This window comes from Methanomassiliicoccales archaeon (genome assembly GCA_036504055.1).
GTDB lineage: Archaea > Thermoplasmatota > Thermoplasmata > Methanomassiliicoccales > UBA472 > DASXVU01.
This window is the reverse complement of sequence record DASXVU010000042.1, coordinates 1-14,111: the sequence shown is the minus strand read 5'-3', so window position 1 is coordinate 14,111 and position 14,111 is coordinate 1. Positions and strand designations below refer to the sequence as shown.

At 55.4% G+C, this 14,111-nt stretch carries 11 protein-coding genes; 7 read left to right on the top strand and 4 right to left on the bottom strand.

The genetic code is table 11. The features are described 5' to 3' along the window. The first annotated feature begins 11 nt into the window (after positions 1-11). Positions 12-3,731 (top strand): Ig-like domain-containing protein, encoded by a 3,720-nt coding sequence (locus tag VGK23_10030; GenBank protein HEY3420879.1) that lies wholly within the window; start codon positions 12-14, stop codon positions 3,729-3,731. Positions 3,732-4,210: 479 nt separating this feature from the next. Here VGK23_10030 and VGK23_10025 read toward each other — a convergent pair whose 3' ends face one another. The 3 genes from VGK23_10025 to VGK23_10015 all read right to left on the bottom strand — a co-directional run bounded on the left by VGK23_10025 (position 4,211) and on the right by VGK23_10015 (position 8,170). Continuing rightward, a complete protein-coding gene (locus tag VGK23_10025; GenBank protein ID HEY3420878.1) occupies positions 4,211-4,885 on the bottom strand; it encodes a zinc ribbon domain-containing protein in 675 nt (224 codons plus the stop codon). A 411-nt stretch (positions 4,886-5,296) separates the two neighbouring features. Then, on the bottom strand, positions 5,297-6,598 hold the full coding sequence (locus tag VGK23_10020; protein HEY3420877.1) for a hypothetical protein: 1,302 nt from the start codon (positions 6,596-6,598) through the stop codon (positions 5,297-5,299). Positions 6,599-6,700: 102 nt separating this feature from the next. Next, a complete protein-coding gene (locus VGK23_10015) occupies positions 6,701-8,170 on the bottom strand; it encodes an ATP-binding protein (GenBank protein ID HEY3420876.1) in 1,470 nt (489 codons plus the stop codon). A gap of 493 nt (positions 8,171-8,663) precedes the next feature. On the opposite strand from VGK23_10015, the gene VGK23_10010 reads away from it, so the two are divergent. The 6 genes from VGK23_10010 (at position 8,664) to VGK23_09985 (ending at position 13,646) form a co-directional block, all read left to right on the top strand. Continuing rightward, positions 8,664-9,221: a hemerythrin domain-containing protein gene (locus VGK23_10010; GenBank protein HEY3420875.1), complete on the top strand. Its 558-nt coding sequence runs from the start codon at positions 8,664-8,666 to the stop codon at positions 9,219-9,221. Between the two features lie 35 nt (positions 9,222-9,256). Further along, positions 9,257-9,421: a rubredoxin gene (locus VGK23_10005; protein ID HEY3420874.1), complete on the top strand. Its 165-nt coding sequence runs from the start codon at positions 9,257-9,259 to the stop codon at positions 9,419-9,421. Between the two features lie 363 nt (positions 9,422-9,784). Continuing rightward, positions 9,785-10,570, top strand: coding sequence for an aminoglycoside phosphotransferase family protein (locus tag VGK23_10000; protein ID HEY3420873.1), 786 nt, complete (start codon positions 9,785-9,787; stop codon positions 10,568-10,570). Between the two features lie 360 nt (positions 10,571-10,930). Next, complete coding sequence (locus tag VGK23_09995) at positions 10,931-12,391, top strand: APC family permease (protein ID HEY3420872.1); 1,461 nt, start codon at positions 10,931-10,933, stop codon at positions 12,389-12,391. 193 nt (positions 12,392-12,584) lie between these two features. After that, positions 12,585-12,974 (top strand): response regulator, encoded by a 390-nt coding sequence (locus tag VGK23_09990; GenBank protein HEY3420871.1) that lies wholly within the window; start codon positions 12,585-12,587, stop codon positions 12,972-12,974. Positions 12,975-13,001: 27 nt separating this feature from the next. Then, positions 13,002-13,646, top strand: a complete 645-nt coding sequence (locus tag VGK23_09985; protein HEY3420870.1) for an isochorismatase family protein — start codon at positions 13,002-13,004, stop codon at positions 13,644-13,646. Here VGK23_09985 and VGK23_09980 read toward each other — a convergent pair. Beyond that, the coding region (locus VGK23_09980; protein HEY3420869.1) for a cation diffusion facilitator family transporter at positions 13,647-14,111 on the bottom strand (465 nt) is incomplete at its 5' end.

The following is a 14,111-nucleotide window of genomic DNA, read 5'->3' as shown; positions in this document are numbered from 1 at the left end:
AACTGCTTGTCGTGATAGCTGTCGTGATTGTCGCAGGGCTAGTTGTGGCCGGAGCGTTCATGCTTTTACCAGGCAAGACAACGGACACTCTGAAACAGAATCCGGGAACGAACGCGATCAGGTCCGTTCTTTCCAAGACCACCATCAACCTGGGCGAATCGGTGACCCAGTCGGCGACGGTCCCCGGACTGGGCAACGGTTCGGCCGTTCCGGCCGGAACGGTAACGTTCCAGGTGCGCATCGGGTCCGGACAATGGACATCCTATGATACCGAGATGCTTATTGCCAACGGAACGGATGGAAATGCGAATTCCTCTGCCTACACCCCATATTCTGTGGATTCATACAGTCTCCGTGCGGTCTACGGCGGGGACAACAACTATGCTGGCTCACAAAGCGCAGAATTGTCACTGACCATCCTGACGGGACTGTACGTGACCACTGTCTCCGATACACTATCAAAAGCCACCATCAACCTTGGCGAATCGGTCACGAACTCAGTGACCGTCCCCGGTCTGGGGCAGGTCTTCCCAGTGCCTTCTGGCTCGGTTGCTTTTCAATATAAGGTCGGCACGGGAGCATGGACGACCTTCGACAACCAGAGTCTTACCGCGAGCGGCACCGACGGAGTCGCCACCTCGAATCCGTTCGTTCCATCATCCATGGCCTCGTATTATTTCAGAGCGCTCTATTCGGGCGACGGCAGCTACATGGCCGCCCAAAGCGGCGACAGCGCCTCGTCCCTGACCGTCAACATGGGGTCTGGTGCTATCAACAACGTCCTCTCGGAGTCTACGATCACTCTGGGCAACTCCGTCATCGACTCAGTGACCGTCCCCGGCCCGGGCACCAACTTCCCGGCCCCGACCGGCACGGTCACTTTCCAGGTGAAGGCGGGCATGGAGGAATGGACGACCTTCGACACCAAGACCCTGACCGCAAACGGCACCAATGGAGTGGCGAACTCCACCGCCTATCTGCCGATGGTGATCGGTTCATTCAGCTTCCGGGTGATCTACAGCGGCGACAGCAACAACCTGGCCTCGCAGACCGGGGACGGAGCCGCGATACTGACGGTCATCCCAGGCCATGGCGGTCCGGTCACCATGGTCCTCTCGCAGACCTCCATGTCCCTGGGCGGCTCGGTCACCGCTTCGGTGACAGTCCCAGGCATAGGGACCAACTTCCCTCTGCCGACCGGCACGGCGGAGTTCCAAGTGAAGGGCAGTCCAGGCATTTGGACCACCTATGACACCGCGACCCTGTCCATCAGCGGAAGCAACGGAGTGGCGACCTCGGCGGCCTATGCTCCACTGTACGTCGATTCGTACAGCTTCCGCGCTGTCTACTCGGGAGACGGTAATTATTCCCATTCGCAGAGCGGCGATGACGATGCGATCTTGACCGTCAACCCTGGCAGCAACCCGGTGCAGATCGCATCGACCCTCGACAAGATGGTCATAACCCTTGGAGACTCGGTCACCGCTTCAGTGACCGTCCACGGTGTGGGCGCAGGTTCCCAGATGGCCACTGGCCTGATCAGGTTCGAGGAAAAGGCAGGCACCGGACAATGGACCACCTATGACACCAAGATGCTGTCCACCAGCGGTTCCAACGCCGTGGCGACCTCGGTCTACGCGCCACCGATGGCGGGAGCGCATTATTTCCGGGCGGTCTACCTGGGTGATGCCTACTACATGTCCGGACAAACCGCTGATAGCGCTGAACCGCTGACGGTCAACCAGGCACAAGGACCCGCACCCACCACCACATTGTCCAAGACAACGGCCGAACTCGGCGAATCGGTGACCGACTCAGTCACCGTTCCCAGCCTAGGGGTCAACTTTCCTGCTCCGTCCGGCACGGTCATCTTCCAGGTGAGGGTCGGTTCGGGGACATGGACCACCTTCCACACCCAGACACTGTCCGCCAGTGGTTCCAACGGGGTGGCGACCTCGATCGCCTACCTGCCGCTGAACCTCGGCTCCTACAGCTTCCGGGCCCAGTATGGCGGTGACAGCAACTACCTCGCCTCACAGAGCGCAGACGGTTCGGACCAACTGACCGTCAATCCCGGCCAAGGCTCCGGTCCGATGACCAACTCTTTATCCCATTCGACGATCGTTCTGAGCAACTCGGTCACCGACACCGTGACGGTCCCTGGGCTGAGCTTGTCCTCGCCCATACCATCCGGCACGATAACGTTCCAGGTGAGGACCGGTTCCGGGTTGTGGGAGACATACGATACCAAGACGCTGTCCGTCATAGGTTATAACGGCAGCGCGACATCGGCCCCCTACATTCCAGGGTACGTCGGAACCTATAGCTTCCGGGCGTTATACACCGGGGATGCCAGCTATCTGGCTTCACAGACGGCCGACGATGCAGCAGTCCTGACCGTGAGTCCGGGACAAGGAACAGGCTCAATCACCGATGTCCTCTCTTCCACGACGATAAACCTAGGTGACTCGATCACCTGCACCGCGACCGTTCCAAGCATGGGGGGAAGCTTCCCGACGCCCACCGGCTCGGTCAGGTTCCAGTACAAATCGAACATTGGAGATTGGACCACCTACGATACCAAGGTAATCTCCATGAGCGGACCCAACGGAGTAGCGACCTCCAGAGCTTTCCAACCGCCAAGCGGAGGCGTGTACCACTTCCGGGCAATGTACCTGGGTGACACGCATTATGCGGCGGCGCAGAGCGATGACAGCGCAACCCCGCTGACCATCAACCAGCTTGCGTCGAAGACACCGGTCCTCGTGGTGCCGAAGACGGCCATGCTGTTCGGTCACAACGTCTCCAACACCGTGACCATACTCCGTCAAAGCACATCCTCGGCCACCTTCCCGGTACCGACCGGAACCGTCGAGTTCCAGTACAGGCTGGGCACTGGGGAATGGACCACCTACGAGACCAAGAACCTGGTCCCAAGGGGTCCGAACGGCACTGCATATGCGAACCCCTACGTTCCTTTGAAGGTCGGTACATACACCTTCAGGGTGCTTTACCATGGGGACTATAACTATACCGCCGGCCAGAGCGCCGTAAGTGCCGGTTTGACCGTGGTCAAGGTCAACACGTACACCGAGACCAAGCTGGGGGTCACCAGCATCAATTTGGGCCAGTCTGTCAGGGACAATGTGACCGTGTACGGGATCAACGGTTCATCGGTGATGCCGACCGGTACCGTCACCTTCCAGGTGAAGAACGGTACTGGACCATGGGTGGTGTATGATGCGAACGTACCGCTGGTGAACAGGGTGGCAACCTCCAAGTGGTACACTCCGATGCATGTTGCCGGCGACTTCAAGTTCCAGGCCATATACAATGGCGACGAGAACTACAACGCTTCGCACAGCTGCCCCTGGTCTGAGCCCCTGAACGTCCTGGTCTCCAGGGTAACGACCACGATCGACATCGGCGGAGCGACCACTGGCCACCTTGGCCAGGCCTACACCGTGAACACCACCGTCACCGGTCTGGGCGGATCATATCCTAGGTTGACTGGAAATGTCACCTTCCAGTGGCAGCTGAACGGTGTCGGCGGATGGACCAACATTACCAAGAACGTGACCTTGGTGAACGGGGCGGCCATATCGGGATGGTTCACTCCGACGGAAACCGGCAGGTACATCTTCAGGGCTGTCTACAACGGTGATCGGAACTATGGCAGCAACCCGCAGGCGGCCGTCGCATTGCAGATGTACGCCAACCCGTCTGGTTAGAGACACCCAAGGCCTTCCGTCGATCCATCTGGATCGGCGGTCATGGCCTGAACCGATCGGTCAGCCTTGGTTCGTTCCAGTCGCCTGGCTGGTCGGTCCCTTTCCAATCTATTTAATCAGGAATGAACAAGATCGAGCGCTGGTACGACATCTGTTCATCCACCCAGCGTCAAGAGCTTGGGGCGTTGTTCCTGCTCTGTCCTTTCCCTCGAAATGATCTGCGTCGATGTGGCCATTTATTCCTTTCCGATTCCATCCGAGCTCAAGGACGGCCGTTCATGATCTGTTGATATTTTCTTTCAGTGGTGAACGCTGCATCACCTATCGGCCCACCGAGGTGAATGAAAACGGCTCATGGTTCGCCCTTTTGCAATGAACTTTGATCAGGTGACCCGATCGATAGAAATGATGTATTATATGTCATCAGGAATAATTAGATCAAAAGAAAGGGTAAAAAGGAAGATCGGAGGCTTTCGGGCTTACATCAGCTTGTTCCCGCACTCCCCGCAGAACCTGGTCCCCATGGCGTTCTTGGCGCCGCATTTCTGGCATACTGCCATTCCCAACGGCTGCCCGCAATTGTTGCAGAACTTGCCGGAGCCGGCCGGTTTCCCGCACTTCGGACACATGGTCTGCCGCTGATCGATCTCTCCGGTGAACACCTGTGTGTTCTGGGCCTTCATCTCGATGTCCGATTTCATCTTGGCGGCCCGGGCGGCGGCCACTTCCACGGATTCGCGCGGAGCATCCCCAACGCACAGCTGGGCCTCCTCGTTCCAGTCGTTGTCGCAGACCCATTTGTGACACTTGGGACATCGCTTGAACTGCCCCTGAGCTTCGTTCATGGTCAGCTCGAGAGCCGCCTGATGCTCCTTGTGCCACTCGGGGGACATTCCCTGGAACCTTTCCCCGAGCGCGTTGCTACCGGACTGCATGGCAGATCCGACGCGGTAATGTCCGGTGATCGAACCGACCGCTCCGGCGGCCTGGCCCAAGCCGCGGAGGAGCCCTTTCTTCTTGTGGGTCTGGGATTCCACGAACCGGGACTTGTATCCCTCATTGCAGATATCGCAATGGAAGGTGAATTCGAACCCGGCCTCTGTGCTGTTGTCATCGTAGTTGCTTACGAACGCGATCATCTTTCCGTTGGTCATGTCTTTCCCCCCGAGAGTGGTTTCTTGCATTTTATGCAATTCTTATTGATAAAGGATTGTTCCGCCCCGCACTTAGGGCAGGCGACCGTGAGCCTCTGGCCACAGGAATCGCAGTAATCGCCCAGGAATGTTGGTTTGCGGCATCTAGGGCACGTAGCCCGCAACGATTGGCCACAGTGCGGGCAGGCTGCCCATCCATGTTCTATGGGTGACCTGCACTTGGCACACCGCTCTTTGTCCAGCGGATTCACCCTCCCGCATTTGGGGCACATTGTCGATTCCGGAGGGATTATCTCGCTGCAATATTTGCATGGTATCGAATATCCAGGCATGTTCGATCGGTCTCTTCCCTTTCTTCCTAGCTGGAGACACTACCCGTTCTGGAAATATTATACTTATGCTGGTCTCCGATCATCCTGAACCGTCAGTACCGGGATCTTTCCATCTTTCAAGATCAGATCTTGAGCTTACATTGAACCTCAGAAGGTCATCGATGTCCTGGGAGTACTTTTCCGCAGAGACGTGGCTGACCCGTCCGATGAACCTGTCACGCAGGTCCTCGAGTCCGGGAAGGGCAAGCAGTGCGTACCGATAATTGTCATGCATCCCGTCCGTCAATGTGGACTCATCCAGGTAGATCGGTTCGCGGCGGAAGTTGATCTCGGTGAGGGCATCCGCTGTCAGTCCCATGACCGACTCCGCCATCTTCCTTCGGTCCTGAGCCAAAAGCCCCCCGTACTCGGACCGGCCGGCGATCCGGAAGAAATAGGTCGCTTTGGCGCTGTCGCTGCCGCTCGCCTCGAAGGCGATGGCGTTCCCTGGAGCAGCAGGATCGTCGGAGAAGATGGGGATCAGGAACCAGATGTAGTCGCCGGTGACCCCTTCCATCAGTCCGTGCTTGAAACCGAACCGGACCATCTCCCTCCTCCCTTTGCCCATCAATATCCGGTAGGAATCCGGTAACTCGGTTTCCAACCGCCTCTCCAGTAGTTCCAGGAAATCCGGGGCCACGAACGTCAGCTCGGCCAGGCCGGCGGACTTGCCCTCTCTCATCATCAGCGAAAGCTGGGAAAGTTCCTGTTCCGATATGCCAGGATGCATCGTCTTTATGATGCTCCGGGCTCGAAGCTTCATCTCCGCCACTTGCTCCGAGATCGCCTTCTGTAGCGGATCGTGCTCCTTTCCAAGCATGCGGATAGAGACCTTCCTGCCGTTCTCCTCCGCGATATCCAAGATCCAATCGTTCGAGGATACCGACCCGATGTCGGAATAACGGAACCTTACCATCGTGGACATCTCCGGAACGATGATCAAAGCGGTCTCATAGAGTCGGACCTCCGCCCTGCCCTCATATGACGGCACCGCACCGCCGTCCCGAAGAACGACCTCTGCCTTGACCGGCTGCCATTTCGGGCTCTCATAGACCAGTGAATCTGATATCAGGGTCTCGTTCCTTGCTCCATGGACCTCCCGAAGCACGTCTTCGTAGCGGTATCCCATGTTGAACAGCATCAGCGAACCGGATGCAGTGCCGATCTCGATCCGGTAATCGCCAGCCTTCAGCCATCTAATGTCCCTCACGGACAACGAAAATGCTGCGGAGGAAGTCCCCTGAACGGACACTCCATCCTTTCCGACGGTTACCTTTCCCTCCCCCATCAGGTCTACCTTTCCGTCGAGCCCAGCGTGCGAGAACTTGACCGTTGATTCCATGCAGGAAATATCAATGACCTGGAGCGTATTTAATTCTCTCCGTTCGGGGCGACCACCCGGAAAGGGGAAACAGGTCAAGGATGTGGAGCATCAAGTCCATCGTCAGGAGCCGATGAAGGACCCATTCGGCACAAGCATGACGAATTGCACGCCCTTGCCCTCCTCACCCGATTCCGTGATCGAGATACCCGTTATGCTGAGGATCTCCCGTACCAGATAGAGGCCGAGGCCGGTATGCTTCCCATAGCCCAGATCGAATATCCTTTCCTTCTCCGACGAAGGCACGCCGACCCCGTCGTCCTCGAAGGTGACAGAAATACCATTCTCCGAAGGTCTCGAACGTACCCAAATGTTCCTCACCTTCTCTCCGTGGCGTATCGAATTGTCCATAAGGTTGAGGAACACCTTTTCCAGCATTCTGTCGGCGAATATCTGGAGATCTCCGGTCTCGATGTGGACATTCACTTCCTTGGCATCGATGGTGGAGTTCCCTCGGGTGCATGAATCTTTGACGTTCACCATGGACGGAGCATGCGTCCCCATGAGCTGATAGTCCTTGGAAAAATTAATGATGGTGGCGATATTCTCCCCAGATTCGATCGCTTTCCTAAGATACCGGGTCAGGGGCGACCGAGGATCCTTCATGGAGGCTATCTCCAGGTTTCCCATCAGCACCGAGAGCTGGTTTACGGCATCGTGCCGGGTGACCGTCCCGAGAAGGTTCAATTTCTTGTTCGCCATCAAGATCGCTGTCTGCATCCTTTTCTGGTCGGTCACGTCCTCGATGTATACCGCGACCATATGCTTGCCCAGTATGACAAGGGGAGCGGTGGTGACACGCAGATTGAATCTTATCTTCGTCTCGCCCCTTATCTCATCCTGTTCCACCTCGGCATTCTTGATACCGATCTCGGTCCTAAAGGTCGATTCCAGGGCCTTCCGTACTGAGCAGTCCTTGCAGAAGATCGCGTGACCGCAACCTTCGGGCTCCTCAAAGGAATGGATGCAGTGGACAGCCTCTCCCATCCTCTTACCAACGATGACCGTGGTATCGTCCCCGATGAACTGGGCCATCGCACTGTTCACCATGATAACGTCCAGTCCTTCGTTGACGAGGGTGATCATAGTGGGTGAGTTCTCGAATATCGCTAAAAGATCGGCCCTGCTCTCCCTGAGCTGCACTTCTATCCTGGCCCTGAGGACCGATTGATAGATCATGCTGGCCAATTCCGCAAAGTGAAGATGCGGATTTTCCGTTCTGGTCATATAGAAGTTGGCGCCATTCTCAAGCGCCTCCACGGCGATCTCCTCATCCTCTTTGCCGGTAAGGAGTATGAAAGGGGTCGTCATTCCCTTGGCTCTCATTTCCTTCAGAAGCATTATGCTATCGAGATCCTTGATGCTGGCATCGGATATCACCGCGTCATATTCTTGTTTCCAAAGCTTGTTGAGGGCTTCTGAGTCCGTCTTGGCCAGATCCAGTTCGTATTCGATACCGATATCCTTTGAAGACTGCAACAGTCCCCAATAACCTTCATCGGTGACGAAGAGTGCCTTTATGTTATCGTCCATGGAGAGCATTGCTACGAGAATCAAAGGCATCTGAGTATTTCAAAACCCGAGGGCCCGCTATCAATTATCCGAACTGAAATCGAGCCATCCTGATCCAGGTAATTATCGTTTCAAAAAATGAATATTTGTTCATATTGCGGTCAAAGATGATGTCAGCCATCCTTGACCGCTTTACGAACGGAGATAGAACTTGGAACGATAATCGGTCAATTTGATATTTAATGATTATCAAGAAAAATAACAAGGTCATAAAGAAGAGGTTAGGAGGTGGTAGGAACACCTCTTCCCGCAAAGAGAACAACCCAGCGGTGACCGTGGACGAATATTGACCGACGTCGATTCCTTGATAGCAGTCATGCTCCTTGGCCATGACATTTTCGCCTTTGCTTTGGCGGCCAATTCGACAAGATCAACGTAGGAAAACCGTAGGTCCACGGTCACCCATGAAAAAGGTGATTAACTAGTCAAACACAGTGGATGTTGTGGTTTACCAATGATGCCCATCGGACCGTTGATGATCGAGCATCGCCTCATCGAGAGAGCGATCAAACAGATGGCTGTGGAGATCGACCGGGCAAAGACCCAGGGGAGGTTCGATGTAGGTTTCATCGATTCTTGGGTCGACTTCATTCGCACCTATGCGGACCAAGCCCATCATGGGAAGGAGGAACAGATACTGTTCCACGACCTTGCCGACCGGCCATTGTCTCCTGCCCTCAAGCTGATGATGGACGGTTTGATAGAGGACCATGTAAAGGCCCGAAAGATGGTGGCGGAGCTGGTCTCGGTTCGGGAACGATATGGGAAGGGCGACGCTGCCGCATTCGATCAGATGATGGCAATTGCGGTCGGATTGGTCGATTTCTATCCCCCTCATATCCGCAAGGAGGACCAGGAGTTCTTCATCCCGGTGATGGACTACTTTACAAAGGAGGAGAAGGATGCGATGATCCAGCGGTTCCATGAGTTCGATGAGACCGTGATCCATGAGCACTACCGTTCGGTGGTCGAGAGAATGGAATCGAGGGCGATCGGGAACGAAACGATTTAACCTTATGAGCCACCTACCATCCCGAGGAGTTCAGCATGGACAAGTACCAATGCACAGTGTGTGGGTTCATTTATGATCCGGAGAAGGGAGACCCAGATGGCGGCATCCCCCCGGGAACGCCCTTTGAGAAGATTCCCGATGACTGGGTATGCCCGGTCTGCGGTGCCGCAAAGAGCATGTTCGAGAAGTATAGCGGCTGAACAAGCTGAACTCCGAATCCCTTTCAGCCTGACACCAATCCTACCGCTTGCTAGGGCAACTCATGGCATCTGGCTACATGGTCAATCGGAGAATAACCGTCGTTAGGCAACTCTGTGTTCCGTTTCCTTTATGTACCGCATAAGACTATTCGATGCGGGCATCTCTGTTGTTGTTTTTCTCCAAACGGGCAATAAAAGGGATGTCCTCTTGATTTTTTCTGATCTCATTTGACCATCGTTGGACAACAATTCTGTCTGCATTTCTTCGAACGCAAAGGCAAAAAGTCTAGATGGCAGAATCGTTATTGTGCCTCAGCTCATCCGAACATCGTTCAGTGGGTCCCGGGTTGGAAGCACATGGAAATGAAGATAATTGCGCAGGGCAGGCATTCCACGGTCTACGAATATAAGGACAACCAGGTCCTGAAGATGTATCCGGTGGGTGCCACGAGACAGACAGCCGAGGAGGAGCTGAAAAAGAGCATGCTGGTCAAGGAGTACGGCGTGGAGTGCCCCACGGCCCGTGATCTCTTCGAAGAGGGGGGGCGATACGGCATCCTTGTCGACCGGGTCCTTGGACCGAACTATCTGGAGTGGACACTTCAGCATCCTACCGCGCTGAACAAACTGATCGCCCTTTTCGTTCAGGAACAGCACGAGATACACATGCACAAGGTGCCGGAACTCCCCTCGATCAAGGATATCCTCTGGAACAAGATCCGGACGTGCGGGGAGATACAACAGGGATGGAAGGACCGCCTCCAGGAGAAGATGAGGAAGCTGCCGGAGGGGGAGCATCTCTGCCATTTGGACTACCATCCGGAGAATATCGTTGTGTCCCTGGACGGTCCGTTGACCATCGATTGGGCCAACGCTGGAAAGGGCAACTACCTGGCGGACGTTGCCATGACCTCGGTCCTGTTCGATATCGGGACCCTTCCCATCGGAATGGCCTTTGACAGCGAAGGCCTATTGGAGAACACCATGGGGCGATTCCTCGACAATTACATAAAGGAATACCTGAAGATGTGCGGCAAAGGAGATGAAGAGCTTCTGGTCTGGATGGCACCGGTGGCGGCTGCCCGGTTAGGGGAAGGGATCCCTGAGGAGAGGGAACCCCTACTTCGCATACTCAAGGCGAACATCTGAAGGATGCGCCGTTCCTGCATTCCCTTCCCTGCAACAAAGTGAACATCATCTAACCATCATAATAATAATGTTACCTGGATATGTTGGGAGCGTGATCCATTTCGCTTGGGAGTGACCGCTTCGCTAATCGGGCACGTTCCGATTCGTTTCATCTTTTTAAGAAATATGAAACAAAACCTACATCCAATGAATCCAAGATAATCATCATATATCATGCAGCGTTGAACATTTTGAGTTGGATTATACATCCAACTACTTAGGGGACGGCACGGGAAGCCTAAGGCCCTCACGGATAACCACGTGGAAGGCCTCACACAAGCATCCCGATGCCTCAATTTACCACGGTAGGGGGAATTTAGAATGGCTGATGACAAAGACAACTGCGGACTGCACCGCTGCATCGACTGGAAACAGGGATTCCTTATCGCCATAGGCATCCCTCTTGCGATCATACCGAGCATAGGATTGACCACGGGCCTGCTGTGGGGGGCATCCATCCTACTTTGGGGAATGTCAGTTCTGCAAGGTTTCCTACAGAACATGGCATTCGGAGAACTGGCAACGACCTTCCCCAACGCCTCCGGCATTCCCGGATTTGCTCAGGAGATATTCAAGTCGAAGGACGGAAAGAAACGAAAGTATGATCGTGGCAAAATGATCGGAGGGTTCTGCGCATGGGCCTATTGGTTCGTCTGGGCTCCTGGCCTGGCGATATTCATCATGGTCATAGGCATCTACCTGGGAGGCCTCTTCCCCTCGATAGCCGCCATGGATCCTCTTACGCTGAATATCATCCTCAGCCTGGTCATCCTCGGAGGCCTGGCTTTCATTGCATCAAGGGGCCTGAAAGCCAGCGCCAGGCTCGGACTGGCCGTTGCGATCTTCACCATCGTGCCGATGATGATCATCGTCATCGCCCCGTTCCTCACCGGCAACTTCCACCTGGAGAACATAACGTCGTCATTGGTCCCGGACACCTGGACATGGGATGGGGATCACATCATGCTCATACTGGGCCTGATAGTCATCGCCCAATGGAGCGCCTGCTGCTGGGAGGTCGTGGCCGTCTATGGGCCGGAGTACAAGAAGCCGAGCAAGGACCTTCCCAAGGCTTTGTTCGTCAGCGGGATCTTCTGCTTGGTCATGTATGTCCTGATCCAGATATCCGTCGTCGGAACGCTTGGCGTGGCCTGGGCCAACGATCCATACGCGGTCCCGTTGCAGATGGTGGCGGATGCCGCGTTCGGCAGCCTTGGCGCCACCCTCATGATCCTATTGCTGATAGCGACCATGATCGTCCTGATCCAGATCGGCTATTCGGCGGCCGCCAGGGCGATGCACTCGATGTCCATCCAGGGCAACCTGCCCCGCTTCTTCGCCAAGACCAACTCCAAGGGCGAACCGATGAGGGCGGTCATAGTGGTCGCCCTGTTCAACCTCGGACTGGTCTTCATGGGAAGTCCAGTGTCCATCCTGGCGGCTTCAGCGATCGCCTACGTGTTCGCGTTCGCGATCGGCCTGGCGGCGTATGTGAAAGCGAAAAGGGACATCGAGCTCAAGAACCTGGAGCGTCCGTACAAGGCTCCCAGGGGATGGATATACATCGCAGCGGTGTTGGCCGTGCTGCAGGTCCCGTTCCTGATAATCGGCGCGATCTACATCAATAACCTCGAGTACGGTCTGATGGCGAACTTCGTAGGGTTCGGAGTACTGGCGGTGTTCTTCCCTCTATGGATCTATTCTCAGCACGAGGCCCAGAAGAAGGCGGACAAGGAAGAGGCCAAGCTTGCCGTTTCCGCGATGGAGATGCAGGGGAAGTGAAGAAACCCTTCGAAACCTTTTCCAAATCCTTTCATCCACTATTCATCTAAGCGACGACATGGAACGGTAATTACAGAGCCTTGAGATTGTCCTTGCGTGATACGTTCTATAGTTTTCAACCCTAAAGGGGAAAGATTCAATCATGAACATCGCGTTATGTGTCATGACCGATCAGTAGTTGGAGGAACATCCCTTGTTGCGAATACTGCTCGTGGAGGATAATGGCGCCGACGCCAGGTTGACCGGTGAGATCCTCAAGGAAACCGGTATAGAGCACGAGCTGGTCTGGTTCAACGAGGGGGACAAGGCTCTCGATCACCTCAGGACGGACCAGGACTTCGGCCTGTTCATAATCGACCTGAACCTGCCGAAGGCCAGCGGCCTTGAGGTGGTCGCCGCTCTGCGGAGGATGGGACGATTTAGCAAAACCCCGGTCGTCATCATGACCGGCTCGCTCTCCCCGGCCGACAGGTCGATCGCTGGGGGAGACCACCTTCTCCATTACATCATCAAGCCCATGAGCATGGATGAGATAGATCGCACAGTTTTGCAGATCAAGAACATCATTCAGGGAATCAAGTAGAATTGCATTTCTGAAAAGGTTTATCTTATGGCTGCTCCCACGAACGATGGGGACACGTACATGGATATCAATGGAAACGGAAAATTGGAATTGTTGTCCGATAAGAACAGCGCCTTGGTCCTGGTGGACTATCAGCCCTCGATGTTCAGGAGCATCAGCTCCGGTGACAAGGTGGTCATCAAGAATGCCGCCATAGGGGCCGCCACGGCCGCCAGGATCCTGAACATCCCGGTGGTCCTGTCATCGATCAATCCCAAGATGAATGGCAATTTCATCACGGAGATCTCGGGTCTCTTCCCTGGCCAAGAGGTGTTCGCCCGAAAGATGCCCAGCTTCGACGCCTTTGAGGATGAGGCCACCTGGAATGCCTTCAAGGCCACGGGAAGGAAGAAGATCGTGCTCTCAGGCCTTTGGACCAGCATGTGCTTTGCGTATACCGCCATCCATGCCCTGAAGGCTGGATACGAGGTATATGGGCTGATCGACGCCGCCGGGGATTCGACGGCCGACGCCCACAGATACGGGGTCGAACGCATGGTCCAGGTCGGGGTGGTGCCGACCACCCTCGAGTGCCTGGTCTCGGAGTGGATGCATGACTGGAACAATCCCAAGGCCGGTGAGCTGGTCACCGAGGTCTATTCGAAATACGGGGCGATGATCGGGCTGCATTGATCAGCGGTCCGATCGGTCGCTCTTCGGCCGTTCGACCTGGGCCTTCTTGCACCATTGCTCGTCCTCGATATGGATGTTGGACACTATTCCCGGGATGGCAGCCTCGATATCCTTCTCGAGCCGCACCGAGAAAGCATGGGCCTGCGAGAGCGTGACCTGACCGCTCATGCAGATATGGATGTCCAGGTAGACAGTGTCCCCTGACCGTCTGGTCTTGAGGTCATGATATTCCAGGAAACCGCCGGTATCATTCAGTATCCTTTCGATCACCTGCTCCTCCTCCTCACAGGCCGAGTCCATGAGATCGTGGGTGGTCGTCCGGAAGACGCTGATGCCCATCTTTATCAGAAGGATGGCCACGACCATCGCGATGAGGGGATCGAGGATGAGCACGTTGGTCACGCTGGCGACGAACAGGCCCAGCACCACCCCGACCGACGACATCACGTCCGAGAACAGGTGCTT

Bases quoted from the DNA above. Each gene is read 5' to 3' on its own strand.
- VGK23_10025 (HEY3420878.1), bottom strand. From the start codon at position 4,885: ATGACCAACGGAAAGATGATCGCGTTCGTAAGCAACTACGATGACAAC.
- VGK23_10020 (HEY3420877.1), bottom strand. From the start codon at position 6,598: ATGGAATCAACGGTCAAGTTCTCGCACGCTGGGCTCGACGGAAAGGTA.
- VGK23_10015 (HEY3420876.1), bottom strand. From the start codon at position 8,170: ATGGACGATAACATAAAGGCACTCTTCGTCACCGATGAAGGTTATTGG.
- VGK23_10010 (HEY3420875.1), top strand. From the start codon at position 8,664: ATGATGCCCATCGGACCGTTGATGATCGAGCATCGCCTCATCGAGAGA.
- VGK23_10005 (HEY3420874.1), top strand. From the start codon at position 9,257: ATGGACAAGTACCAATGCACAGTGTGTGGGTTCATTTATGATCCGGAG.
- VGK23_10000 (HEY3420873.1), top strand. From the start codon at position 9,785: ATGAAGATAATTGCGCAGGGCAGGCATTCCACGGTCTACGAATATAAG.
- VGK23_09995 (HEY3420872.1), top strand. From the start codon at position 10,931: ATGGCTGATGACAAAGACAACTGCGGACTGCACCGCTGCATCGACTGG.
- VGK23_09985 (HEY3420870.1), top strand. From the start codon at position 13,002: ATGGCTGCTCCCACGAACGATGGGGACACGTACATGGATATCAATGGA.